The 24,161-nt window shown below is 71.7% G+C and carries 17 protein-coding genes; 8 read left to right on the forward strand and 9 right to left on the reverse strand.

Annotated features, from left to right (window positions below):
* The first annotated feature begins 176 nt into the window (after positions 1-176).
* Positions 177-1,145, forward strand: a complete 969-nt coding sequence (locus tag ACYVGT_RS04300) for a BRCT domain-containing protein (protein ID WP_460855073.1) — start codon at positions 177-179, stop codon at positions 1,143-1,145.
* Between the two features lie 462 nt (positions 1,146-1,607).
* Here ACYVGT_RS04300 and ACYVGT_RS04305 read toward each other — a convergent pair whose 3' ends face one another.
* The 6 genes from ACYVGT_RS04305 to ACYVGT_RS04330 form a co-directional block, all read right to left on the reverse strand.
* The gene (locus ACYVGT_RS04305) at positions 1,608-3,335 is read right to left on the reverse strand and encodes an ABC transporter family substrate-binding protein (RefSeq protein ID WP_460855074.1); all 1,728 of its coding nucleotides are present in this window, start codon (positions 3,333-3,335) and stop codon (positions 1,608-1,610) included.
* Positions 3,336-3,396: 61 nt separating this feature from the next.
* On the reverse strand, positions 3,397-5,568 hold the full coding sequence (locus tag ACYVGT_RS04310; RefSeq protein WP_460855075.1) for a dipeptide ABC transporter ATP-binding protein: 2,172 nt from the start codon (positions 5,566-5,568) through the stop codon (positions 3,397-3,399).
* Between the two features lie 16 nt (positions 5,569-5,584).
* Positions 5,585-6,502 carry an ABC transporter permease gene (locus ACYVGT_RS04315; RefSeq protein WP_460855076.1) on the reverse strand — a complete coding sequence of 306 codons (918 nt, stop codon included), beginning with the start codon at positions 6,500-6,502 and terminating at the stop codon, positions 5,585-5,587.
* 94 nt (positions 6,503-6,596) lie between these two features.
* Complete coding sequence (locus ACYVGT_RS04320) at positions 6,597-7,595, reverse strand: ABC transporter permease (RefSeq protein ID WP_460855077.1); 999 nt, start codon at positions 7,593-7,595, stop codon at positions 6,597-6,599.
* Between the two features lie 465 nt (positions 7,596-8,060).
* Positions 8,061-9,140, reverse strand: a complete 1,080-nt coding sequence (gene mgrA / locus ACYVGT_RS04325; protein WP_460855078.1) for an L-glyceraldehyde 3-phosphate reductase — start codon at positions 9,138-9,140, stop codon at positions 8,061-8,063.
* A 149-nt stretch (positions 9,141-9,289) separates the two neighbouring features.
* Positions 9,290-11,350: a PhoX family protein gene (locus ACYVGT_RS04330; RefSeq protein WP_460855079.1), complete on the reverse strand. Its 2,061-nt coding sequence runs from the start codon at positions 11,348-11,350 to the stop codon at positions 9,290-9,292.
* A gap of 530 nt (positions 11,351-11,880) precedes the next feature.
* On the opposite strand from ACYVGT_RS04330, the gene ACYVGT_RS04335 reads away from it, so the two are divergent.
* Positions 11,881-12,366: an ATP-binding protein gene (locus tag ACYVGT_RS04335; RefSeq protein ID WP_460855080.1), complete on the forward strand. Its 486-nt coding sequence runs from the start codon at positions 11,881-11,883 to the stop codon at positions 12,364-12,366.
* A 170-nt stretch (positions 12,367-12,536) separates the two neighbouring features.
* On the opposite strand, the gene ACYVGT_RS04340 is transcribed toward ACYVGT_RS04335, so the two are convergent.
* The 3 genes from ACYVGT_RS04340 to cmtR all read right to left on the reverse strand — a co-directional run bounded on the left by ACYVGT_RS04340 (position 12,537) and on the right by cmtR (position 17,230).
* Entirely contained in the window at positions 12,537-12,719 is a 183-nt protein-coding gene (locus tag ACYVGT_RS04340; RefSeq protein WP_460855081.1) for a hypothetical protein, read from the reverse strand.
* 321 nt (positions 12,720-13,040) lie between these two features.
* A complete protein-coding gene (locus ACYVGT_RS04345; protein WP_460855082.1) occupies positions 13,041-16,289 on the reverse strand; it encodes an efflux RND transporter permease subunit in 3,249 nt (1,082 codons plus the stop codon).
* A gap of 587 nt (positions 16,290-16,876) precedes the next feature.
* Positions 16,877-17,230 (reverse strand): Cd(II)/Pb(II)-sensing metalloregulatory transcriptional regulator CmtR, encoded by a 354-nt coding sequence (gene cmtR / locus ACYVGT_RS04350; RefSeq protein WP_460855133.1) that lies wholly within the window; start codon positions 17,228-17,230, stop codon positions 16,877-16,879.
* A gap of 192 nt (positions 17,231-17,422) precedes the next feature.
* On the opposite strand from cmtR, the gene ACYVGT_RS04355 reads away from it, so the two are divergent.
* From ACYVGT_RS04355 to ACYVGT_RS04380, 6 genes are all read left to right on the forward strand, one after another.
* The gene (locus ACYVGT_RS04355; RefSeq protein WP_460855083.1) at positions 17,423-18,337 is read left to right on the forward strand and encodes a cation diffusion facilitator family transporter; all 915 of its coding nucleotides are present in this window, start codon (positions 17,423-17,425) and stop codon (positions 18,335-18,337) included.
* Between the two features lie 328 nt (positions 18,338-18,665).
* On the forward strand, positions 18,666-19,928 hold the full coding sequence (nhaA, locus tag ACYVGT_RS04360; protein WP_460855084.1) for a Na+/H+ antiporter NhaA: 1,263 nt from the start codon (positions 18,666-18,668) through the stop codon (positions 19,926-19,928).
* Between the two features lie 239 nt (positions 19,929-20,167).
* Entirely contained in the window at positions 20,168-21,562 is a 1,395-nt protein-coding gene (locus tag ACYVGT_RS04365; RefSeq protein WP_460855085.1) for a TrkH family potassium uptake protein, read from the forward strand.
* A 96-nt stretch (positions 21,563-21,658) separates the two neighbouring features.
* The gene (locus ACYVGT_RS04370) at positions 21,659-22,327 is read left to right on the forward strand and encodes a potassium channel family protein (RefSeq protein WP_460855086.1); all 669 of its coding nucleotides are present in this window, start codon (positions 21,659-21,661) and stop codon (positions 22,325-22,327) included.
* 111 nt (positions 22,328-22,438) lie between these two features.
* Complete coding sequence (locus ACYVGT_RS04375; protein WP_460855087.1) at positions 22,439-23,410, forward strand: metal ABC transporter solute-binding protein, Zn/Mn family; 972 nt, start codon at positions 22,439-22,441, stop codon at positions 23,408-23,410.
* 427 nt (positions 23,411-23,837) lie between these two features.
* A complete protein-coding gene (locus ACYVGT_RS04380; RefSeq protein ID WP_460855088.1) occupies positions 23,838-24,071 on the forward strand; it encodes a DUF397 domain-containing protein in 234 nt (77 codons plus the stop codon).
* The last annotated feature ends 90 nt before the right edge of the window (positions 24,072-24,161 follow it).

The following is a 24,161-nucleotide window of genomic DNA, read 5'->3' on the forward strand; positions in this document are numbered from 1 at the left end:
GGGGCACCGGAGAAGCAGGGCGGCCGGGCGTGCCCCAGGCTTCCGCCGCGGCCGCAGGCCGGCGGTGTGCGGCCGGTTTCCCGGCGGCGGGCCCCCGGTGTGCGGAAGAATCCTTCAACGGCGCAATCGGGAACGGCGCGGCGAAGGCGGACGTTCGGCCTCCGGGAGGTTCGGTAATGGTGCCCGACTGGGTGGCGCTGGATTTTGAGACGGCCAACGGCGACAACGGCAGCGTGTGCCGGGTCGGCATGGTGCGCGTCGAGGACGGCCGGATCGCCGACCGGATGCTGCGCTATGTCCGCCCGCCGGCGCCCGCCGACTGGTTCGACCCGGAGCTGGCTCCGTTCAACGGCGGTGTGACGGCCGCCGACGTGCGCGACGCCGAGGAGTGGCCGGACACGCTCAAGCGCATCCTCGCCTTCGCGGCCGGCTCGCCCGTGGTGGCGCACTACGCGCGCATGGAGATGGACGTCATCGACCGCGCCTGCACGCACACCGGCATCCCGGTTCCGGAGGTGCGGTTCGGCTGCTCGGTGGTGCTGTCGCGCGCGCTGTGGCGGGACAGTCCGGACCACAAGCTGCCGACGCTGTGCCGGCGGATCGGCTTCGCGCTCGACCACCACAACCCGCTCTCCGACGCCGAGGGCAGCGCGCACATCGTCCTGGAGCTGATGCGGGAGCGCGGCGCTGCGTCGCTTGCGGCGCTGACCGAGGCGGCCAGTGCGGAGTGGGGCAGCCTCGGCGGCGGGCGGCCGCAGCTCCCGCCGCGGCGGCGCCGCGGGCCGAGCGCCGACTCCGACCGCGGCGCCTCCGCCCTCACCGGCCAGTTCGCCCGGTGGCAGGAGCACAGCCGCGCCGAACCCCCGGGGCCCAACCTCGACGCCGACCCGGACGGCCCGCTCTACGGCGCGACGGTCTGCCTCAGCGACACCGGGCGGGACAAGATCGAGCTGTGGGCGGCCATCGCCGAGGCCGGCGGCAGCATCGCCAAGAACGTGACGAAGAAGGTCACCCTGCTCGTCGTCGGCGACCGCGCGGCGGCCACCGCGAAGCGCCGCAAGGCCGAGGAGTACCAAGCCAAGCGCCAGGACATCGCCATCATCGACGAGGCCGAGCTGGAGCAGATCCTCCGCGAAGGGGCCTGATCCGCCGCAGGCAAGCGCTGCCGGCTCCGGCCCGCTCCGCCGGCCCGGGGGATCGCCGCCCCCGGCCCTGTCGGGCCGCCGTCACCACTCGCCCGGACGGCTTCGAAGAGGCCTTCCGCCCATCGGCCCGGGGGCGATGCGGTTGCGCCGGACCGACCGGAAGCTGACGGAGAGACCGGGGGGCCGGCCTCGGATGATGTGGTCCCTCCGTGCCGTCGTGTCGTCACGGATTCCGCGGTCCCGTGCCGGCCCCCGCCATGCGGATACCCCCGTCGCGCCGGCGGAGCAGGCGGCCGGCCTGCCCCCGCCGGGCGACGGGCCGGAGCTGGTACCCGAACAGCGCGCCGCCCCCGCCCCCTGCGACGGCAGGGGGCGGAGGCGGCGCCGGGGCGGCAGGCCGGACGCTGCCGGCCGGTGCGCCCGCCCGGGAGCTGCCGGGCGGGCTGCGGACTGCCGGGGCGGCTACTCCTGGGGAGCGGTCCAGCCGACGTCGGCCCACTTCCAGTAGGACTGCAGGCCCGGGGCGCCGAAGTTGCCGAGGTCTTCGGCGACGGCGTAGGTCCCGGTGCGCTGGAAGAACGGGATGCCCTGGCCGTTCTCCCACAGCATGGCGTCGATCTCGTTGGCGATCTTGCCGTACTCCTCCGGGTCGGAGGTCTCGGACAGCTCGTCGTACTTCTCGTTGATCTCCGGCGTGGAGACGCGGGCGTTGTTGTTGCCCCAGTCGTCCTCGCCCTCGGTCTCGCCGAACGGGCCGGCGTTGTTCTCCTGCGTCTCACCGGAGTAGGGGGTGCTGCCGACCTGGACGAAGGAGGCCAGGTCGAAGTCGCCGGTGTAGATGTAGTCGTTGAAGTAGGCCTCGGTCGGGAACGAGTCCGTGGTGACCTTGATGCCGATCTCGGCGAGCTGGTCCTTGGTGATCTGCGCCTCGGCCTCGCAGGCCGCGACCTCCGCGGGGCAGTAGAACCGCAGGTTCAGCTCGTCGCCGTCGGCGTTGGTGCGGACCGCGCCCTCCTCCTCGCTCTCCAGAGTCCAGCCGGCCTCGTCGAGGAGCTGCCCGGCCTTCTCCTGGTCCTGCTCGCCGTACTCGCCGGAGTTGTCCTGGAAGTAGGGGTCGCTGGAGCGGAGCAGGCGGTTGGCGGTGGGGTCGCTCGGCCAGTTGATGCCTTCCAGCGACGCCTGTGCCAGCTGGCTGCGGTTGATGCCGAGCATCACCGCGTGGCGGACGTCCAGGTCCTCCAGGATGGGCGTGTCCGCGTTCATCTCGATGTAGCGGTAGCCGTTGTCGATGGCCTGGGTGATCCGGCCGTCCTCGCGGGCCTGGGCGGTCTCGTAGACCGGGGCGTCATAGCCGACGTAGAACGCGTCGAGCTCGCCGTTGGCGAACGCCTGCGCCTGGCCCTGGGGGTCGCCGGGCTGGAAGTGGATCTCGTCGAGGATCGCCTTCTCGCCCCAGAACTCCTCGTTGCGCTCGACGATCGCGGTCCCGGAGGACTCGTCGATCTCCTTGAAGTTGAACGGGCCCGCGGTGATCGGGATGTCGCTGAGGTAGTCCTCGTTGAACCGGTCCGGGTCCGCCATGACCTCCTTCGGGTACAGCAGCTCGAAGAGCAGGCCGTACTCGCCGAAGGGCTCGTCGAACTTCACGGTGAAGGAGTACTCGTCGTCGCCCTTCTCCACCGTGTCGATGCGCTCGTAGCCGTAGTTCTCGCCGCCGCCGCCGAAGTCGCCCTCCTCCTGGCCGGAGAGCGTCAGCGCCTGCTGCTCGTAGTCCTCCCAGGTGATCGGATCCCCGTTGGACCACTCGGCGTCCGGGTTGAGCTCGAAGGTCATCTCGGTGGACTCGTCGTTGATCTGGAAGTCGGTGACGTAGTCCGGGTCCGGGTTGGCCTCGCCCTCGTCGGTGAAGGTGAAGGCGCTCGGCATGACGGCCTTGAGGATCGTCACGGCCTCGGCGAGGTTGCCGTCGGTGTGGTGGCGGTTGAGCTGGGGGACCTCCTGGGAGGTTCCGTACACGAAGATGCCGCCCTCGTCGAGCTCCTCGCGCGGGGTGGGGTTGAGGTCGGAGGCCGCGATGTCCTCCAGGGTCGGCGTCTCCTCGTCGCCGCCCCCGCCGCCCGAGCACGCGCTGGCGGCGAGGACCACCGCCAGTGCCGGTGCGGCGAGCGTCAGTGCCCGTCTGCTTCGCATATGGTTCATTCCTCCTGGTCGGGCCGGCCTCGGGCCGGTGGGGGGGATCAGACGGCGGAGCTCACACCACGGCGCGCTCCGCCGCGTAGTGGCACGCGGCAGCCTGGTCGTCCTGTGCGGTGGGTTCCAGGTCGGGCGAGACGTCGATGCAGGGCTGCTTCTCGTGCTCGGACAGGGTGCGGAACTTCGGGCAGCGCGGCCGGAACCGGCATCCCGACGGCGGGTTGGCCGGGCTGGGAAGGTCGCCTTCGAGCACGATGTGCGAGCGCGTCCGCTCCTTCTCCGGGTCGGGGATCGGGATCGCCGACAGCAGCGCCTGGGTGTAGGGGTGCGCCGGTGCGCTGAAGAGGGCGTCGACCTGGCCGATCTCGACGATGCGGCCGAGGTACATGACGGCGACCCGGTCGGCGATGTGCCGAACCACCGACAGGTCGTGCGCGACGAAGAGGTAGGACAGGCCCATCCGGGCCTTGAGCTCCTCCAGGAGGTTGATGACGCCGGCCTGGATGGACACGTCCAGCGCCGACACCGGCTCGTCCAGCACCAGCAGGCGGGGTTCGAGCGCGAGTGCGCGCGCGATGCCGATGCGCTGCCGCTGGCCGCCGGAGAACTCGGTCGGATAGCGGGAGGCGTGCGCAGCGTCCAGGCCCACCAGGCGCAGCAGCTCCACCACGCGCCGCTGGAGGTCGCCGCGCGGGTGGCCGTGCGTGCGCAGCGGCTCGGCGATGATGTCGGAGACCATCATCCGCGGGTCGAGCGAGCTCATCGGGTCCTGGAAGACGACCTGGACGTCGCGGCGGACCGCGAACCGGTCCCGGGCGCCGAGCGTCCCCGACTGCTTGCCGAGCACCGACACGGCGCCGCTCTGCGGGCGGTCGAGGCTGAGGATCTCCATCAGCGTGGAGGACTTGCCGCAGCCGGACTCGCCGACCAGTCCGAGGGTCTCGCCCTCCGCGATGTCGAAGGTGACGCCGTCGACGGCGTAGACGGTGCCGACACGCCGCTTGAACACCGCGCCCTTCATCAGCGGGTGGTGCTTGACCAGGCCGTCGACGGCGAGCACGGTCTCCCGGTCGGCGCGCGGCAGGGCCGCTGCCGCGCGCTCGGGCAGTTCGGGGACCGGATAGACGTCGGCGGCGGTCCAGCCGTTCGCGCCGATCTCGCCGGAGCGCACGCAGGCGACGGTGTGGCCGGGCGCGCCCGCGTCGGCCAGTTCCGGCTCGGCCTCGCGGCAGGCGTCCGCGGCGAGCGGGCACCGCTCGGCGAACGGGCAGCCCGGCGGGAGCGCGTCCAGCGACGGCGGGTTTCCGGCGATCGGCACCAGCGGGGTGCGCTCGCCCAGGTCGAGCCGCGGGATGGAGCCGAGCAGGCCCATCGTGTAGGGCATCCGGGTGCGGTAGTAGACGTCGTCGACCGAGCCGATCTCCACCGGCCGCCCGGCGTACATCACCAGGACGCGGTCGACGAAGCCGGCGACCACACCGAGGTCGTGGGTGATCATCACGATGGCGGCGCCGGTCTCGCGCTGCGCGGTCGTGAGCACGTCCAGGATCTGCGCCTGGATGGTGACGTCGAGCGCGGTGGTGGGCTCGTCGCAGATGATGACGTCGGGGTCGTTGGCGATCGCGATGGCGATCATGACGCGCTGGCGCATGCCGCCGGAGAACTCGTGCGGGAACGCCTTGGCGCGCTGGGCGGCGTTGGGGATGCCGACCAGGTCGAGCAGCTCGACGGCGCGCTCGTCGGCCTGCTCGCGCGAGGCCGCCGGGTCGTGCACCCGCACCGCCTCGGCGATCTGGTCGCCCACCGTGTAGACGGGGGTGAGGCCGGACAGCGGGTCCTGGAACACCATCGAGATGACCGAGCCGCGCAGCTTCGAGAGGGCGCGGTCGTCGAGCCCGGTGAGCTCTTCGCCGTGCAGCCGGATGGAGCCCTGCACCCGCGCGCTGTCCGGCAGCAGGCCCATCGCGGCCATCGAGGAGACCGACTTGCCGGAACCGGACTCGCCGACGATGCCGAGGATCTCGCCGCGCCGCACCGCATAGGAGACGCCGCGCACGGCCTGCACGTCGGCTTCCCTTCCCCGGCCGGGGAAGGTGACGTGCAGGTCCTCGATCTCGAGTACGGGTGCCCCGCTGCCGCCGTCGTTCACACTGCTGTCCGTCACTGTCGTCCTCGCCGTCGGTCGTTTCGCTGCGCCCCGCGCCGAGGCGGGCCTGCCACCGGTGGTCATCGCTGTCGCCCCTCCCCTACCGGCGGCGCTTCGACTGGGGGTCGAGGGCGTCGCGGAGCCCGTCGCCGATCAGGTTGACGGCAAGCACGAGCAGGACGAGCAGGCCGGTGCAGAAGAGGAACGTCCACGGGTGGGTGGTGGCCTGGCGGGCGCCGAGGGAGATGAGCGAGCCGAGCGACACGTCGGGCGGCTGCACGCCGAAGCCGAAGTAGGACAGGCTCGTCTCGGTGATGATCGCCGCGCTGACGTTGATGGTGGCGTCCACGATCAGCAGCGAGGACATGTTGGGGATGATGTGCCGGAAGATGATCTTCCACGGCGGCACGCCCATGTACCGGGCCGCGAGCACGTACTCCCGCTCCTTGAGCGAGATCGTCATGCCGCGCACCATCTTCGCGGTCACCATCCACATGAACGCGGCGAGCAGGCCGACGAAGATCAGCCAGCCCTGGTCGCGCAGCACCGGGTAGAGGATGGCGAGGATGAGGAAGCTCGGCAGCACCAGGCCCAGGTCGGTGATCCACATCAGCACCCGGTCGGTGACGCCGAGGAAGTAGCCGGCGAAGGCGCCGACGATGGCCGCGACGAACGTCGACAGCAGCGCCACGAGCAGGCCGATGATGATCGACTTCTGCAGGCCGACCATGGTCGAGACGAACACGTCCCGGCCGGTGTTGTCGGTGCCCCACCAGTGCTCCGGGGAGGGCGGCCGGAGGAAGTTGGCGTAGTCGCGCTCGCCGAACTCCCACGGGCTGACCAGCGGCCCGAGCCACGCCATGGCGACCATGGCGAGGATGATGCCGATCCCGAAGACGACGCGCCGCGTCCGCAGCAGCTGCCGGAAGACGCTGCTCCACCGGCCGGAGGCGCCGGCTTCCTCGGGGCCGTGGTCGGGCGCGTCCTGGGCGCCGGCGCGCTCGGTGGACATGCTCATGGGCGGGGCTCCTGCCACGGGCTCGGTACGGGGGCGCCGGGCCGGGCGGCGCCCCGGGCACGGCGGGCTGCGTCGGGGGCGGACTGGGGCGCCATCAGCTGATCCTCACCCTCGGGTCGAGCCAGGCATAGAGGATGTCGGAGAGGAAGGCCGCCACCATCACGCAGACCGCCATGAAGAAGGAGACCGCGGCGACCGCGTGCACGTCCTGGGTGGCGATGGAGTCGATCAGCCAGGAGCCCATGCCCTTCCAGTTGTAGATCTTCTCGGTGAAGGTGGTGCCGGCCATCATCACGCCGAAGGTGAAGGTGAAGTAGGTGACCGTGGGGATGAGTGCGGTGCGCAGGGCGTGCTTGAGCAGCGCCGCGCGCTTGGTCAGCCCCTTGGCGCGGGCGGTGCGCACGAAGTCCGAGCCGAGCACGTCGAGCATCATGTTGCGCTGGTAGCGGCTGAACGCGGCGAACTGGCCGACCGCCAGCGCGATCGTGGGCAGCAGCATGTGCTGGAGGCGGTTCCAGAGCGTGCCGAAGAACCCCGCCTCCAAGCCGGGTGTTCGCTCCCCGTTGAAGACGAAGAACTGCGGTATGCCGGTGAGGTCGGCGATGATGCCGTTCAGCCAGATCGCCATTACCTGGAGGCTGACGGCGATCACGACGGCGGGCACGGCGAGCACGAGGAACGCAGCGCCGGTCGAGGTCTGGTCGAACCAGCCGTATTGGCGCACTGCGGCATAGGCGCCCACCGCGACGCCGACGGTGGCGCCGATCATGACGCCGGCGACGATGAGGCGCAGCGAGACGAAGGCCCGGACTTCGATCTCGTCGTTGACGCTCTTGCCGAAGATCGTTTTGCCGAAATCGCCCTGGGCGACGTCGCCCGCCCACACGACCCACCGCTCGGCCAGCGGGGTCTTGTCGTTGAGATTGAGCTCGTCCAGCCGGGCGTCGACCGCTTCCTCGGTCGGCCGGGGGCTCTGGTTCTCGTAGTTGACGCGGGGGCTCAGCGTGGAGGCGGCGAGCAGGTAGGCGCAGGTGGTCGCTACGACGATCAGAACCAGATAGTTCACCAGTCGCCGGACCAGGAACATGCCCAACGGGGGCCTCCTACCCTTCGCCTTCGCACGGTGCGGTCTCGGGGCCAGCGATGTCCACGGGCGGGCCTCCGCCCGCGGGGGCGGCCCGGCGAAGCTCCTGGGCGGCGTCCCGGAGGGTTTTCCGGGCACGGCACCGAAACACGTTTCACCCGATTCACGGTCCGCGAGTCGGATTTGAACGAGTGTGCGCCTTTTCCGGACACCGGCTGGTCACTATGACATCAAGAAAGCGCAACGGGCGCCCGATCGTCCAACGTCGCGAAACGGCATTTCCCCGCGGCCCGGAATCCGCTTCCCCGGTCGACCACGGCGTTTATCACGGCGGAAACACCAGCCCCAGGATGCACAGGGAAGGAACACGTTACCGAAACGCCGGCGGCCGCATCAGGCCACTGCGCGATGCATAACCGGCGCCATTCCGGATAGGGCGCGGAACCGCCCGCGGGCACCGGGCCCGCGGCGGCCTCAGGCGTCGCTGGAGCGCTGCCAGATGTTGATCCCGAGGTCGTGCGCGTGCCGGTCGACGGCGGCGCACTCCCCCTCGGTCAGCGCGGGGCCGCGCGCGGCCGCGGCGCTGTCCTCCAGCTGCGCCGTGCTGCTGGCCCCCACCAGCACCGACGTGACGCGGGGGTCGCGCAGGGCCCACTGGAGCGCGAACTGGGCAAGCGTCTGGCCGCGGTCGCGGGCCAGCCCGTCCAGTTCGCGGATCGTGGCCAGGTTCTCCTCGGTGAGCCAGTCCGGGTTGAGCGAGCCGGCCCGGGAAGCCCGCGAGCCGGCCGGAACGCCGCCGAGGTAGCGGTCGGTCAGCATGCCCTGGGCCAGCGGCGAGAAGGCGATGCAGCCGGCGCCCTCCCGCTCCAGGGTGTCCAGCAGGCCGTCCTCCTCGATCCACCGGTTCACCATCGAGTACGACGGCTGGTGGATGAGGAGCGGCGTGCCCAGCCCGCGCAGGATCGCGGCGGCTTCGGCGGTGCGTTCGGCGGAGTAGGACGAGATGCCGGCGTAGAGTGCGCGCCCGGAGCGCACCGCGGCGTCCAGCGCCCCCATGGTCTCCTCCAGCGGCGTGTCCGGGTCGAACCGGTGGCTGTAGAAGATGTCGACGTAGTCCAGCCCCATCCGGGCGAGCGACTGGTCGAGGCTGGCCAGCAGGTACTTGCGGGAGCCGCCGCCGCTGCCGTAGGGGCCGGGCCACATCGGGTAGCCGGCCTTGGTGGAGACCACCAGTTCGTCCCGGTGCGCGCGGAAGTCCTCGCGCAGGATGCGGCCGAAGTTGAGCTCCGCGGATCCGGGCGGCGGCCCGTAGTTGTTGGCGAGGTCGAAGTGGGTGATGCCGAGGTCGAAGGCGCGGCGCAGGATCGCGCGCTGCGCCTCCAGCGGCCGGTCGTCGCCGAAGTTCTGCCACAGCCCCAGCGACACCTCGGGCAGCAGCAGCCCGCTGCGCCCGGTCCGGCGGTAGGGCATCCGCCCGTCGTAGCGCTCGTCGTCGGCAGCGTGGACGCCCGCGGCAGGCACGTCCAGTCGGGGAATATCGGCTTCTCGCACCATGCGCACCATCATGCCAGCGCGGCCCGCGCAGCACACGGGTCCTGCGCACTGCGGCCCGCACCGGATCCGCGGAGGCGGCCGGTGCGGGCCGCAGAGCAGCCGGGCCCGCCGGGGCCGGGAGCTCCGGCGGGCCCGCGGCCACGGCCGGGTCAGGTGCCGATCGGCTTGCCCTTGCGGTGCCAGATGGAGACGACCGAGGGCCGCGGGTAGCCCTCGTGGTCGGGCCAGGTGCTGGTCGGCTCCTCGTAGGTGCCGTCCTCGCCCGGGTGCTGCGGCGCGATGAAGGCGGTCATCCCGTCCTCGGTGATGAACGGGCCGCAGCACTCGGCCTCGACCGGAACGGTGGCGAACGTCTTCAGCTCGCCCTTGTACTTGCCCCACATCGGCACGGCGTGCAGGCCGTCGTTGAAGCCGAGCGAGCCGGGGGCGCCGTCCGTCGAGATCCACAGGTTGCCGACCGGGTCGAAGGTGACGTTGTCCGGCGAGGACAGCGGAGCGACCTTGGACTTGTCGTAGCCGGCGAAGTAGGTGGACGGGTCCTCCGGGTCGCCGCAGACGAGCGGCACGTCCCAGGCGAACTCGGTCGCCGCGGCGTCGTTGCCGGCCTCGCTCACCTCGAGGATGTGGCCGAACTTGTTGGGGCCGCGCGGGTTGGGCTCGTCGGCCTGGCCGGGCTCGCGGGCGTCGTTGTTGGTGAGCGCGCAGTAGACCTTGCCGGTGACGGGGCTGGGCTCGAAGTCCTCGGGCCGGTCCATCTTGGTGGCGCCGGCGCGGTCGGCGGCGATCCGGGTGTAGACGAGCACCTCGGCGACGCTCATGCCCTCGACGAAGCTCTCCTCGTCGGTGCAGAGCGCGACCCACTCGCCGGCTCCGTCGAAGGCGCCGTCCTCGGGCAGGGTGCCGCTGCCGTCGATCTCCTCCGCGGGGCTGTTGCCGCTCAGCTTGGCCACGTAGAGGGTGCCCGAGTCGAGCACGGCTGTGTTGTGCCGCTTGGAGCCCTTCTTGTACTTCTTCGCGCTGACGAACTTGTAGATGTACTCGAAGCGCTCGTCGTCGCCCATGTAGACGGCGACGCGGCCGTCGTCGGTGAGGCGGGTGGTGGCGCCCTCGTGCTTGAAGCGGCCGAGCATGGTGTGCTTCAGCGGCTTGGCGGAGGGGTCGGTGGGGTCGATCTCCACCACCCAGCCGAACCGGTTGGGCTCGTTGTTGTGCCGGCTGATGTCGAACCGCTCGTCCACGCGGTCGAAGCGGCGGTTGTCGGTGCGGGTGTCGCCCTCGACCTTGAAGGCGTACCGGGCGAGCTTGGGCTTGAGCTCCTCCGGAGCTTCCTCGCCGCCCACGAAGTACTGGTCGACGTTCTCCTCGCAGGTGAGCACGGTGCCCCACGGGGTGGTGCCGCCGGCGCAGTTGTTCAGCATGCCGAGGACCTCGGTGCCCTCGGCGTCGGCGGCGGTCTGCAGCAGGGCGTGGCCCGCCGCGGGACCGGTGAAGCGCATCGGGGTGGTGGCGGTGATGCGCCGGTTGAACCTCCGCTTGCCGCGGGCGGGCTTCCAGCCCTCCCCCTTCTCCCACTGGAGCTCCACGATGGAGCCGCCGTGGGCGGCCATGGACACCTCGATGAGCGCGGTGTCGATGTCGCCGCCGTCGGTGTAGCCGGGGAACATCAGGTTCTCGTTGGTGTACTCGTGGTTCACCCAGAGCAGCCCGCGGTTCGCGGACAGCGGGAAGAAGGCGACGTAGTCGCAGTTGTAGCCGAACTGCTGGGCCTGCGCCTCGGGGTTCTGGTCCTCGATGTCGAACTCGGGCGCGCCGGGCAGCACCGGGTCGCCCCAGCGGATCACGACGTTGTGGTCGTAGCCGTCGGCGACGGTGACGGTGTCTTCGGTGGACGTCGACAGGCTGGTGAAGCCGAGGCGCGGGTGGCGGCGGCCCGCGCCTCCGGTGTCGGCGGCCGCGGGGGCGGCGAACCCGCCGAGTGCGCCGATGCCCAGTGCGGTGGCACCGGCTCCGGCGGCGCCGGCCTGCAGTGCGGTGCGGCGGCTCAGCAGCGCGCCGAAGACGTCACCGAAGTAGGGGTTGTCGCTGGTGTTGGGGGCCTCGTGGAAGCAGGCGTTGCCGCATCGGAAGCGGCAGGTGGCGGCCGATCTGTTGCCGCCTACGCCGAGCAGCGGCAGGCGGCGGCGTGCCGGCACGTGCGCGGAGTCGTGCACGGTTCCTCCAGGGATGTCGCGGGGTCGTGGTCGGTCGTGCCCGCATTCGGGACTCGGGTACCGGCCCAAATTCACAGTGTCACGAGCCGACACCGCCGACCTTGGCGAAACTCCGGTGCGCCGCCGTGAACCCCGCATGAACCGGGCGCCAACACTCCCGTTCGACCACGAGAAACGCACGAGCCCCCTGCGCAGCACCGCATCCCGGACACGTCCGGTCAGCGCACGGACGCTCTCCGTCCCTGCCCGATCGGCACTCCACCGCTCCGGAGCGTGAGCACCAGCGGGGCCCACGGTCCGCACGGGAGTACCGGCGTCGTATCCTGTGCGTGGATTCGTCCCCCTCCGATCCCCCACGGTTATCCCCTCCCTCCCGATCGCGCGGCCGCGCCCCAGCCGTGCGGCGCACTGCCGTCCGCACGCCCTGAACGGGCTCCGGAACGAAAGGGCGCGCCGGGGGAGGGCTGCTGTTCGGACCGGCCGCGGGTCCAGCGCGCCACCCGTCCACCCGCCGAACTCCGGTGCACACCATGACCGAGCACTCTCATCCGCACGACGTCCTGGGGGATCCGGTCCGCCGCCGGTTCCCCGGCCTCGCCCACCAGGTCAAGCACGCCCGCCGCTTCGTCGAGCGCCAGCTCGGCGCCTCACCGGAGTGCGCCACGGCGACGCTGCTCACCAGCGAGCTCGCCACGAACGCCATCACGCACAGCGAATCGGGCGCCGACGGCGGCAAGTTCGAGGTGTCCGTCTTCCGCGCACCCGGCTGGGTGCGGGTGGAGGTGAGCGACCTCGGCAGTACGGAGCAGCCGCGGCCGCAGCACCGGTCGCCCTGCGATGTCAGCGAGCACGGCCGCGGCCTCGACCTGGTCGAGGCGCTGTCGTGGAAGTGGGGCGCCCAGGACCGGGAGGACGGCCTGGGCCGCTGCATCTGGTACGAGCTGGCATGGTCTGCGGCGGACGAGGATCCGTCCGCGGCAGCAGAGGGACGGCAGGCGGAGGAGCCGCCGGCCTAGCGTCCGGCCCGGTCAGCGGCGGGCGGCGCCGCAGGCGGAACAGCTTGGGCCCCCCGCGTCCGGGAGGCCCGTGCCGGAGGCGCGCCGGTGCGCGGCGCGCCGAAGTCGTGGTGTGCGGTGTGTCGGTGCTGCTGTCGGTGCGGTGTGGTCGCCGGGCTCGCGCCCGGGCACTACTCGCCCTCTTCCGGACCGGCTCCGTCCTTCGCCGGCGCCTGCCCCTCCCCTTCCGGCGCCGCGGTGCGCAGCCGGTACTTCTCGTAGAGCTCGCGCGCGTAATCCTTGGCCTCTTGCGACGGCTCGTCGCCCAGCTCGTCGCGAACCAGGTCGTCGAGGTCCCTCTCCTTGCCATCCATACAGGGAAGCTTGCCTGGCACATCGGCGGATCACAAATCGGCGCGGCGGCGTCGCTTCCTGCCATATGGCGTGCTCAGCGGCACTGCGGCGCGCCGTCCCAGCGCACAGGCGCACCGGGGCCGCCGCCGTGCCGGACGCGGGCGGAGCGGGAGACCTGTCGCGCACACCGCACCACCCCGCACACAGCGGTGCCGTGCGCCCCACCAGGGCACACGGCACCGCCCCCAGCACAGCGGTGCCGCGCGCCCCACAGGACACGCGGCACCGCCCCCAGCACAGCAGTGCCGCGCACCCCGCAGGACACGCGGCACCACCACAAGTCAGGCCCCCGAGGAAACCCCCTCCTCCGGAACCGACTCCCGCTCCGCACGCGCCTTCTCCACCGCAGCCTCAAACCGCGCAGCACGCCGCTTCGCACGACGCTCCTTGCGACCCTCAGCCATGGTGTAGAGCACAGGCACCAGAACCAGCGTCAGCAGCGTCGACGTGAACAGGCCGCCGATGACGACGAGGGCGAGCGGCTGGGAGACGAACGCGCCTCCGCCGGTGATGCCGAGCGCCATCGGGGTGAGGGCGCCCATGGTCGCCAGCGCCGTCATGAGGATGGGGCGCAGGCGGTGCCGCGCGCCTTCCACGACCGCTTCGCGCAGTTCCATGCCGTCGGCGCGGTACTGGTTGATGAGGTCGATGAGGACGATGGCGTTGGTGACGACGACGCCGATGAGCATCAGCAGGCCGATCAGCGCCGGCAGGCCCAGCGGCTCGCCGGTGAGCACCAGCAGGCCGAGGGACCCGGTGGCGGCGAACGGGATCGACACCAGCAGGATGAACGGCTGCATGAGGCTCTTGAACGTCGCCACCATGATCAGGTAGACGATCACGATCGCGGCGAGCATGGCCAGGCCGAGCTGCGCGAACGCCTCGTTCTGGTCGCTGCTGACGCCGCCGATGCTGGCTTCGGCGCCCTCCGGCAGGTCGAGGGTGTCCAGGACCGTGACGAGCTCCGCACTGACCGTGCCGAGGTCGTCGGCGGTGGGCGATGCGGACACGGTGGCGCTGGTGACGCCGTCGGTCCGGTTGAGCTCCGGTGCCTGCATGACCTCGTCGACGTCGGCGACGTCGCGCAGTTCGACGGTGCCGCCGGCGGGCGCCGCGATCTCGAGGTCGCGGAGCTCCTTGACGGTCTCCGGCGCCGACTCGGCCCGCACAACCATGTCGTGCTGCTGGTTGTCGAGGGTGACGGTGCCGGCCTCGGCGCCCTCGAAGGCGTCGGAGACGGCCTGGCCGATGGCGCCTTCGGTGAGGCCCTCCTCCGCGGCGGCCTCACCGTCGACGGTGACTTCCAGGGCGGGCATCGCCGCGGCGATGCTGTTCTGCACGTCGGCGGCGCCGTCGATGCCGGCGACGGCCTCCTGCACCTGGTCGGCGGCTGTCTCCAGGGTCTCCGGGTCGTCCGCGGTGATCTCGACTTCGAGGCCGGCCATGCCGCCGGTGTCGGCGAGGGCCACCTCGTGCTCGGTGTCGATGTCCTCGAGCGCGGTGCGCAGCTTCTCCTGGTAGACCTCCTGGTCGCCGTCGGGGTTGGTGGTGATGGTGAACTGCGTCGCGCCTGCGCCGCCGCCCATCATCGCCGCCATCGGGTCGCCGCCCCCGCCGACCGAGGCCTGGTAGGAGTCGACCCAGGAGAGGCCTTCGAGGGCCTTCTCCACCTTCTCGGCCTCGGTGTCGGCGACACCGACGGAGGTGCCCGGAGGCATCTCCTGGGTGGCCTGGTAGGTGTTCTGGCCCTGGTCGCCGAGGAAGTTGGTCTTCAGCATCGGGCTCATGGCGAGGCCGACCGTGCCGACCAGCACCAGGACGGACGCGGCCAGGGTGAGGAAGCGGTGCTTGGTGGCCCATCGGACGACCGGCAGGTAGCCCCGCTGCAGCGGCGAGCGCAGCTCGCGGCGGTGCTCCTCGGCGCGGACCTCGTCGACCTGCTCCGGCGGGACCGGGGTGGTCTTCATGAACCAGTAGGCGAGCACCGGGATGATCGTCAGCGAGACGATCAGCGAGACCGCCAGGGCGAGGCTGGCCGTGACCGCGAACGGCCGGAACAGCTCGCCCACCATGCCGCCCACGAAGCCGACGGGCAGGAACACGGCGATGGTGGTCAGCGTGGATGCGGTGATCGCGGTGGAGACCTCCTTGACGCCGGTGAACACCGCGCGGCCCTTCTCCTCGCCATAGCCGAGGTGGCGCTTGATGTTCTCCAGGACGACGATGGAGTCGTCGACGACGCGTCCGATCGACACGGTGATGGCGCCGAGGGTGAGGATGTTCAGGCTGTAGCCGAACACCTGCATGCCGATCATGGTGATCAGCAGCGATACCGGGATCGACACGGCCGACACGATGGTGGACCGGAACGACAGCAGGAAGATGAGGATCACGGCCACCGCGAAGATGAGGCCGAGACCGCCTTCCTCCGCCATGGCGACGATGGACTCGTTGATGAACGGCGCCTGGTCGAAGACGACGGAGACCGCCGCGTCCTCGCCGAGCATCGGACCGACGTCGTCGAGGGTGGACTGGACCGCCTCGGAGATCTCGACGGTGTTGCCCTCGGGCGTCTTGGTGACCATCACGCCGAGGCTGGGCTGTCCGTCGGTGCGGGTGATGGAGGAGGACTCGTTGGCGGCGAGCTCGACGTCGGCCACCTCGGAGAGCTGGACCGGTTCGGGCGCCGCGGCAGCTGCGCCGGGCACCGCGCCCGCCGCACCGCCGGCCGCACCGCCCGCGGCTGAGCCGGCCGCGCCGTCGGGGGCCGGGGCCGCGGCACCGCCGGAGGGCGTGAGCCAGAGGTCTTCGACGTCCTCGACGGATTCGAGCTTGGTTCCGGTCGTGGCGGTGAGGGTGCGGCCGTCCTCGGTGATGTCGCCGCCCGGGGAGAGAACGCCGCTGGCCTGCAGGGCCGAGGTGATGTCGGCCTCGGTCAGCCCGGCGTCCTCCAGCTCGTCCTCGTCGGGGGTGACGGTGACGGTGGAGTCGTTGACGCCGGTGACGGTGGCGGCGCGCACGCCGTCGATCGACTCCAGGGCCGGCACGAGCTGCTCTTCGAGCGGCTCGGCCAGTGCCTGGGCGTCGCCGTCGCCGGCGCCCGCGGCGAGCATCACGACCGGCATGTCGTCCAGGCCGAACGACTGCACGGTGGGCTCGATGTCGTCGGGCAGCATCGCCCGCGCCTGGTCGACGGCGAGCTGGACCTCGCGGACGACGTCGTCGGTGCTGTCGCCGTAGTCGAACTCGGCGACGACCTGGGCGCTGCCGTTGGCCGAGGTGGAGGTGTAGGAGGTGATCCCGGAAACGCCCTTGACCGCCTGCTCCAGCGGAACGGTCACCTCGTCCTCGACGACCTCCGGCGAGGCGCCCTGGTACTGGGCGCCGACCATGACCATGGGCAGTTCCATGGACGGCATCAGCTCGCGCTTGGCGGAGCCGGCCGCGATCACGCCGAAGACCAGCGCGGAAAGGGTGATGAGCAGGATCAGTGCCCGGTTGCCCAAGGAGACCTTGGCGAGTCGGTTCACGCGGCGCCTCCCGGCTGCGGTGCGTGCGGCCGTCGGCCGGGGAGGCCAAGCGCGCCCAGGGGGCTCTTGGCAGATGTCGACATTAGAGGCGTACTCCTCGCAAGTGTGCGGTATCGCGCGGCAGGCCGGCCGAGGAGCCGGCGGCGCCTCGCGGGCGGTGACGGGGCCGCAGAGGCGTTTCGGGCACGCATCATCACGATACTTCCGGTCTCGAACCGGTCGCTGCGCTTCCTGCCCGATTTGGGGGCAGAGGCGGGGAGTTGCCGGGGGGCGCTCAGGGTTCTGTCAGCGAAATGTCAGGGTGTCCGCTATCGGCCGCCCCGAGTCGCGTGAGCCGCGTCATAGCCGCGTGGCTGCAGGGGCATCCGGAACCCGGCGGGGCGGGCGGGAATACGGGCTGCATTCGCCCCGAGAGGCAAAGCGGCCGGAATTCGCGCCCGATTCCGGATTCTCCCCGAACGGCCGTTCCCGATCTGTATTTCCGGACCGCCGAACGCCGCCGCGCGGACCGGGCGGACGATCCCCGGCGCCCGCCGGCGGAGCCCTCCTGCGGCGCGGCCGAACCGCGCACCCGGGCCGGCCGGGGCTCAGGCGGTGGGGACCGGTGTGCTCTCGCCGGGCGGCACGTGCGCGCCGGCCACCCCCCAGACGACCCCGAGCAGGTCCTCCAGCGCATGCGCCAGCGCCGGGTCGACGAGCTCGTAGGTGACCGAGCGGCCCGACCGGCCGCCGTGCACCAGGCCGCATTCACGCAGGCAGGTGAGGTGATTGGAGACGTTCTGCCGGGTAAGTTCCAACCGGTCTGCGAGCCGGGCCGGCGTGCACGGACCGTCGAGCAGGGCAAGGAGCAGCCGGCACCGCGTGGGGTCGGCCAGGGCCCTGCCGAGCCGGTGCAGGGCCGCGAGGCGCTGCTCGGCGGTGAGCCGCTGGGCGCCCGGCAGGGCGGCATCCGGCGGCGCGGCGGCTGCGGGCGAAGGGGGTGCGGCGGCGGGGTCGGCGGGCGCGGAACCGTCGAGGGTGGACATGGTAATCATTGTACACTATTTGCTGTATAGACAGCCGTGGCTGTATAACGGGGACCGGGCCGGCGGCGGCCAGGATCCGCCGCGCGGGGAGCGCCACGGGAGGCGGACATGGGAACCGGACACGGACACGGGCACGGCGGCACTGCGGCGTCCGCCCATCGGGGGCGCCTCGGGCTCGTCCTCGGCCTCATGCTCACCGTGGCCGCCGTCCAGGTGGTCGGCGCCGCGGGTTCAGGGAGCCTCGCGCTGCTCGCCGACGCCGGGCACACCGTCACCGACTCGGCGGGCGTCGCCATCGCGCTCTTCGCGGTCTGGATCGCCGCCCGCCCGCCCAGCCCGAAGCGCACCTTCGGCACCCAGCGCGCCGAGGTCCTCGCGGCCGCGGGCAACGCGCTCCTGCTGTTCGCCCTGTGTGCGTTCATCGCCTACGAGGCGATCGAGCGCATCGCCAGCCCGCAGGAGGTCGCCGGCCCCTGGGTGGTGGCGGTCGCCGCGTTCGGCCTGGTCATGAACATCGCCGCGCTGTTCATCCTGCGCACCGGGCAGAAGGAGAGCATCAACGTCCGCGGCGCCTACCTTGAGGTGCTCGGCGACGCGCTCGCCTCGGTCGGCGTCATCGTCGGCGGCGCCGTCATCTGGGCCACCGGCTGGTCCCAGGTGGACACGGTCGTCTCGCTGCTGATCCTCGCCATCATCGTGCCGCGCGCCTGGAGCCTGCTGCGCGAAGCCGTCCACGTCCTGCTGGAGGCGACCCCGCACGGGGTCGACCTGACCGAGGTGCGCGCCCACCTGCTGCGCGAGCCCGGGGTGCTCGACGTCCACGACCTGCACGCCTGGACCATCACCTCCGGCGTCCCGGTGCTGTCCGCGCACGTCGTCGTGGAGGAGGGCCGGCTGGCTGACGCGGGCCGCATGCTCGACCGGCTGCACGCCTGCCTCGACGGCCACTTCGACGTGGAGCACTCCACCCTGCAGCTGGAGCCGCACGGCCACGTGGACCACGAGGGCGCCCGGCACACGTGACCCGCGCAACACTCCCCTGCCCGGCACCCGCGCTGTCGCGCCCGCGAAGGAAAGCTGTCGCGCGCGCGAAGGAAACTCGAGCGGCCGCCGCCTGCCGCCCTCCGCTGCAGGGGCGACCTGCCGGGACGACGCGCCCACCGCCCACTCCCCTGCGCCACCCGGTATCGGTTCCGGAGTAAGGTCGGACCGCAGTTCACGCCCATTCAGGGACACATCGCCCAGGGCGCGCGGCCGCGCCAGCGCGGCCGGGCCCGTCTCCGGGCCGTCGGGGGCGATCCGGCGGGCGGGGCTGCCGACAGCCACGCAGGGAGCCAGGAGGAAAACACGCATGTCCATCGAACGCCGCGGCCTGTCGGGTTTCGCGGACTGGCTCCGCGACGACGTCGTCGCCGGGTTCATGCTGATCGGCGGCGCGGTGGTCGCCCTGGTCTGGGCCAACTCGCCGCTCAGCGGCGGCTATGAGGCGCTCCGCGACTTCTCGTTCGGGCCCGCTTCGCTGCACCTCGACCTCTCGGTGCACGCGTGGGCGGCCGACGCGCTGCTCGCCGTGTTCTTCTTCGTGGTCGGCAACGAGCTCAAGCAGGAGTTCGTCCACGGCGAGCTGCGCAATCCACGCCGCGCGATGCTGCCGATCGTCGCCGCCCTGTGCGGCATGGTGGTCCCCGCGGCGATCTACATGCTGGTCAACGCGGGCAGCCCGGACACGCTGCACGGCTGGGGCATCCCGATGGCGACCGACATCGCGTTCGCCGTGGCCATCCTCGCCGTGATCGGCCGCTACCTGCCGCCCGCGCTGCGCACCTTCCTGCTGACCCTGGCGATCGTGGACGACCTCGGCGCGATCATCGTCATCGCGGTCTTCTACACCGCCGACCTGGCATTCCTCCCGCTCCTCGGCGCGGCCGCCCTGCTGGCCGCCTTCGGCTACCTGCAGCGCGGCCGGGGGCTCGCCGCCCGGCTCAACGCCTCCGCGCTGCCCAACTGGGTCGTCTACGTCCCGCTCGCCGCAGCCATCTGGACTCTGGTGCACGCCAGCGGCGTGCACGCCACGATCGCCGGTGTCGCCATGGGCCTGCTCATGCGCACCGTCGCCCACCAGGGCGAGGCCGACAGCCCGTCGCACCGGGTGGAGCAGCTGATCCGGCCCTGGTCCAACGGGATCGTGCTGCCGGTCTTCGCGCTGATGTCGGCGGGCGTCGTCTTCACCGGGTTCGCACCGCTGTTCTCCGACACCGCGGCGATGGGCGTGGTGCTGGGGCTGGTGGCCGGAAAGCTCATCGGAATCCTCGGCGGGTCCTGGCTCACCACCAAGCTGACCGCGGCCGAACTGAACCCGACGCTCAAGTGGATCGACATCGCCGGCATGTCGCTGCTGGCCGGCATCGGCTTCACGGTCTCCCTGCTCATCACCGAGCTCTCGTTCACCGACCCGCACACCGTCGAGGCGGCGAAGACCGGTGTCATCGCCGCCTCGCTCATCGCGACCGTGCTCGCGGCGTGCGTGCTGCTCGTGCGCAGCCGGCACTACCGCAAGCACGGCTGGGGCGACCCGGCACCGCGCAGCGGCAACACGGAGAACGCCGCCGGCTGAGGCGGAACGGACCCGCGCGAACGCCCGCCCGCTGCCGACACGTGTCGGCAGCGGGCGGGCGTTCGCGCGGTCTGCCTGTTGGATGGGAACCGGCGCCGCCTGGTGCACACTGACTGCCATCAGGAGCGGCGGCGCAGGGCCGCGGCAGCGCTCAGGACCGCGCTGCAGCACACCGGGCCGCTGGCCGGACCGGGCCAGGCCCGCAGACGAGTGGTGCGACGGAAGGCGGCGACCGGCAGATGCGACGACTCGGAGCGCCCGGCTGGGGCGCGCTCGCGGGGAAGGGCGCCCCGCCCACCGCGGGCAACGCCCCCTGGCGGCGGCCGGCGAGTCTGTTCGTCCTGGTCTACGTCACCGCCGGGCTGATCGGCGCCGGGCTGCTCACCCTGCCCGCCGCACACGCCCGCGACGCCCAGCTGAGCTTCGTCGACGCGCTGTTCACCTCCACGTCCGCACTGACCGTGTGCGGGCTCGCGGTGATCGACCTCGGCGGAGACCTGTCGCTGTTCGGCCGGGTGGTCGTCGCGGTGCTCATCCAGATCGGCGGCATCGGCATCATGTCGCTGGCCTCGCTGCTGGGCCTCGCGGTCATCCACCGGTTCGGGCTGCGGCTGCGGATGACACTCAGCCAGGAGAACCGCGCGCTGGGCACCGGCGACGTCCGCGGGGTGGTGCTGCGCATCCTGGGGGTGAGCCTGCTCTGCGAAGCCGTGGTCGCCCTGGTCCTGTTCCCGCGGTTCTGGCTGGCGCACGGCGAGGGGCCGCTCGCCGCGGCGGGGCTGGGCGCCTTCCACGCCGTCTCGGCCTTCAACAACGCGGGGCTGGCGCTGTACGGCGACAGCCTGACCCGGTTCGCCGCCGACCCGGTCATCCTCACCGTGATCGCCGCCGCGTCGATCGTCGGCGGCCTCGGCTTCCCGGTGCTCCTGGAGATCCGCCGCCACCTGCACCGGCACGCCCAGTGGAGCCTGCACACCAAGCTGACGCTGGTGACCACGGCGCTGCTGTTCGCCGGCGGCGCGGCAGCGGTCACCCTGCTGGAGTGGAACAACCCGGCGACGCTGGGCGGCATGCCGTGGTGGCAGCGGCTGCTCGACGGCGGCTTCCACGGCGTAATGCCGCGCAGCGGCGGGTTCAACGTCGTCGACACCGGCGCCATGCACGACGCCACGCTGATGGTGACGATGATGCTGATGTTCGTCGGCGGCGGCACCGCGGGCACGGCCGGCGGCATCAAGGTGGTGACGCTCGCGGTGGTGTTCCTGGTGGTCTGGGCCGAGATCCGGGGCCGCTCCGAGGTGCACGTGTTCGGCCGCAAACTGCCGCCGGACGTCATCCGGCAGGCGCTGAGTCTGCTGTTCCTCTCCATGACGGTGGTGGTCGTCTCCACCGTGGTGCTGCTCGGCACCACGCGGTTCGGCCTGGTTCCGGTGATGTTCGAGGTGATCTCGGCGTTCGGCGTGGTCGGGCTGTCCACCGGCGTCACCCCCGATCTGCCGCCGGCGGCCCACGTGCTGCTGGCGGTGCTGATGGTGGCGGGCCGGATCGGCCCGGTCACCTTCGCTACCGCGCTCGCCCTGCGCGAGCGCACCCGCCGCTTCGACCGCCCGGTGGGCCGCCCGTTCATCGGATAGCCCGCGGAGCAGCACCGACACCGCCGCCGGAGCGCTTCCGGCGGCGCAGCAGAGCAGAGCCGGCCGGACGCCGGCGCGACCACCGAGGAGGGCACCGTGCCCCGGAGCAACGCCAACGACAAGCGGGTTCTGGTGATCGGGCTGGGCCGGTTCGGCAGCTCGCTCGCCATGGAGCTGATCGCGCAGAACTGGGAGGTGCTGGGGGTCGACTCCAACCCGCGGCTGGTCCAGTCGCTCGCCGACACCCTCACCCAGAGCGCGGTGGCCGACGCCACTGACGAGGAGGCGCTGCGCCAGCTCGGCGCGGCCGACTTCAGCCGGGCCGTCGTCGCCATCGGCACCCACCTCGAAGAGAGCATCCTGACCACGTCGCTGCTGGTGGACATGGGGGTGCCGCGGATCTGGGCGAAGGCCATCAGCCGGCGGCACGGCCGCATCCTGCAGCAGGTGGGCGCCCACCACGTGGTGCTGCCCGAGCACGACATGGGCGAGCGGGTCGCGCACCTGCTCTCCGGCCGGATGCTGGACTACGTGGAGATCGAGGAGGGCTTCGCGCTGGGCAAGACGCGGGCTCCGCGGGCGCTGCTCGACCAGCGGCTCGGCGACTCCGGCCTCCGCGCCCGCTACGGCGTCACCGTGGTGAGCATCAAGCGGCACGGTGCGGAGTTCACCTACGCGACCGCCGACACTGTGCCGCAGAAGGGCGATGTGATCGTGGTCGCCGGCAGCACCCGCGACGTGGAGCGGTTCGCCGAGGTGAACTGAGGCGATCCGGCGCCGACGCGGCACATCCGGGGCCACCCCGGAGCATAACCGGCAGAACGGTGGAAACCCACCAAATTGACAACGGTTTTCATTCTCTTGAGAATAAGGAGCATGAGAACAGCGAAGCCGGTCAAGATCGTCGCGGCCTGCGCCGCGGGCGCCGTCCTCGCCGCGGGCTGCGGCGCTGACGGCGGGGGCAGCGGCGGCGGCGAGGGGATCTCCATCGTCACCGGCGTCTACCCGCTCCAGTGGCTCGCCGAGGAGGTCGCCGGCGAGCACGGATCGGTCACCAACCTGACCAAGCCCGGTGCCGAGCCGCACGACCTGGAGCTCACCGGGCGGCAGACCGGCGAGGTCGTCGACGCCGACGTCGCCTTCTACATCGGCGGCCTGCAGCCGGCGGTGGACGAGGCGGTCGCCCAGAGCGAGACGGGCAACGCGCTCGACGTCGCCGACCTCGTCGAACTGCGCAGCGCCACCGAGGACGACGGCGACCCCGGACACGGCCACGGCGAGGAGGACGGCCACGGCCACGGCGAGGAGGACTCCCATGACCATGGCGAGTCCGACCCGCACATGTGGCTCGACACCGAGCGGATGGCCGAGACCGCCGCCGGCCTCGCCGACCGGCTCGCCGAAGCCGATCCGGACCACGCCGAGGACTACGCCGGCAACGCCGAGCGGGTGCGCGAGGAGCTCACCGGGATCGGCGACGACTACACGTCCGGCCTGGCCGAGTGCGACAGCCGCGAGATGGTGGTCGACCACGCCGCGTTCGGCTACCTCGCCGCGCAGCACGACCTGCACCAGATCTCGGTCGCCGGGATCGACCCCGACTCCGAGCCCTCCCCCGCGCGCATCGCCGAGGTGGCCGAGACCGTCCGCGAGCACGACGTCAGCACGGTGTTCACCGAGACGCTGACCAGCCCCGAGACGGCCGAGACCATCGCCAGCGAGACCGGCGCCGACACCGCGGTCCTCGATCCGCTGGAAGGCATCACCGACCAGTCGCCGGGCGAGGACTACCCCTCCATCATGCGGGCCAACCTGGAGTCGCTGTCCGGCGGACTCGGCTGCGGCTAGGCACGCAACCGGCCGCAGGCCGCAGCGGGCACTCCCCCGGCGCCCGACGCCGGCAGCCGGCGCGGGCCGCGGACTCGGCCGCCGACAGGAAGAACGCAGCCTGAGCGCGCCAGGGCCGAGCAGCAGGACGGCGATCCGCCGCCCCGGCGCCGGACGGCGCCGGCTGCCACCGCATCGCCGCAGGACAGCGCCGACACAGACGGGGCCCCGCCGGATCCGGCGGGGCCCGCTGTCATCCCCGGCGCGCCCTCTCCTGCAATTCACGCCGCGGGATTGCACATCCTTACATGCCGCATACATCGGACGAAAGCGCCCCGCACGCTGCATTCACGTGCGCTATCCTGAGCAAAGTACGGTGCTGATGCACGTGCATCCGAGAGTGCACATGCATGGCTCCGACCACCGGATCAAGGAGGACTCGCAGCATATGAGCACGTACAACGGCATTGCAGCGTCCGAACTGAACGACGTCGCCTGGCAGAAGAGCCGGCGGAGCAACTCACGGGGCTCCTGCGTGGAGTTCGCCAAGCTCTCCGACGGATCGATCGCCATGCGCAACTCCCGGTTCCCCACCGGCCCGGCCCTCGTCTACACCCAGGACGAGATCGACTGCCTCATCCTCGGTGCCAAGGACGGCGACTTCGACAACCTCCTCGGCTGACACCGGTGGACACCGGCCCGGAGCTGAGCGCCCTGGCCGGGACCTGCCGACCGAAGCGGCCGGCCGCCCCGCGGCACCGCTGATCCACCG

The organism is Nocardiopsis coralliicola, from assembly GCF_054779695.1.

Bases quoted from the DNA above. Each gene is read 5' to 3' on its own strand.
- ACYVGT_RS04300 (WP_460855073.1), top strand. From the start codon at position 177: ATGGTGCCCGACTGGGTGGCGCTGGATTTTGAGACGGCCAACGGCGAC.
- ACYVGT_RS04305 (WP_460855074.1), bottom strand. From the start codon at position 3,335: ATGCGAAGCAGACGGGCACTGACGCTCGCCGCACCGGCACTGGCGGTG.
- ACYVGT_RS04310 (WP_460855075.1), bottom strand. From the start codon at position 5,568: ATGACCACCGGTGGCAGGCCCGCCTCGGCGCGGGGCGCAGCGAAACGA.
- ACYVGT_RS04315 (WP_460855076.1), bottom strand. From the start codon at position 6,502: ATGAGCATGTCCACCGAGCGCGCCGGCGCCCAGGACGCGCCCGACCAC.
- mgrA (WP_460855078.1), bottom strand. From the start codon at position 9,140: ATGGTGCGAGAAGCCGATATTCCCCGACTGGACGTGCCTGCCGCGGGC.
- ACYVGT_RS04335 (WP_460855080.1), top strand. From the start codon at position 11,881: ATGACCGAGCACTCTCATCCGCACGACGTCCTGGGGGATCCGGTCCGC.
- ACYVGT_RS04340 (WP_460855081.1), bottom strand. From the start codon at position 12,719: ATGGATGGCAAGGAGAGGGACCTCGACGACCTGGTTCGCGACGAGCTG.
- ACYVGT_RS04355 (WP_460855083.1), top strand. From the start codon at position 17,423: ATGGGAACCGGACACGGACACGGGCACGGCGGCACTGCGGCGTCCGCC.
- nhaA (WP_460855084.1), top strand. From the start codon at position 18,666: ATGTCCATCGAACGCCGCGGCCTGTCGGGTTTCGCGGACTGGCTCCGC.
- ACYVGT_RS04365 (WP_460855085.1), top strand. From the start codon at position 20,168: ATGCGACGACTCGGAGCGCCCGGCTGGGGCGCGCTCGCGGGGAAGGGC.
- ACYVGT_RS04375 (WP_460855087.1), top strand. From the start codon at position 22,439: ATGAGAACAGCGAAGCCGGTCAAGATCGTCGCGGCCTGCGCCGCGGGC.
- ACYVGT_RS04380 (WP_460855088.1), top strand. From the start codon at position 23,838: ATGAGCACGTACAACGGCATTGCAGCGTCCGAACTGAACGACGTCGCC.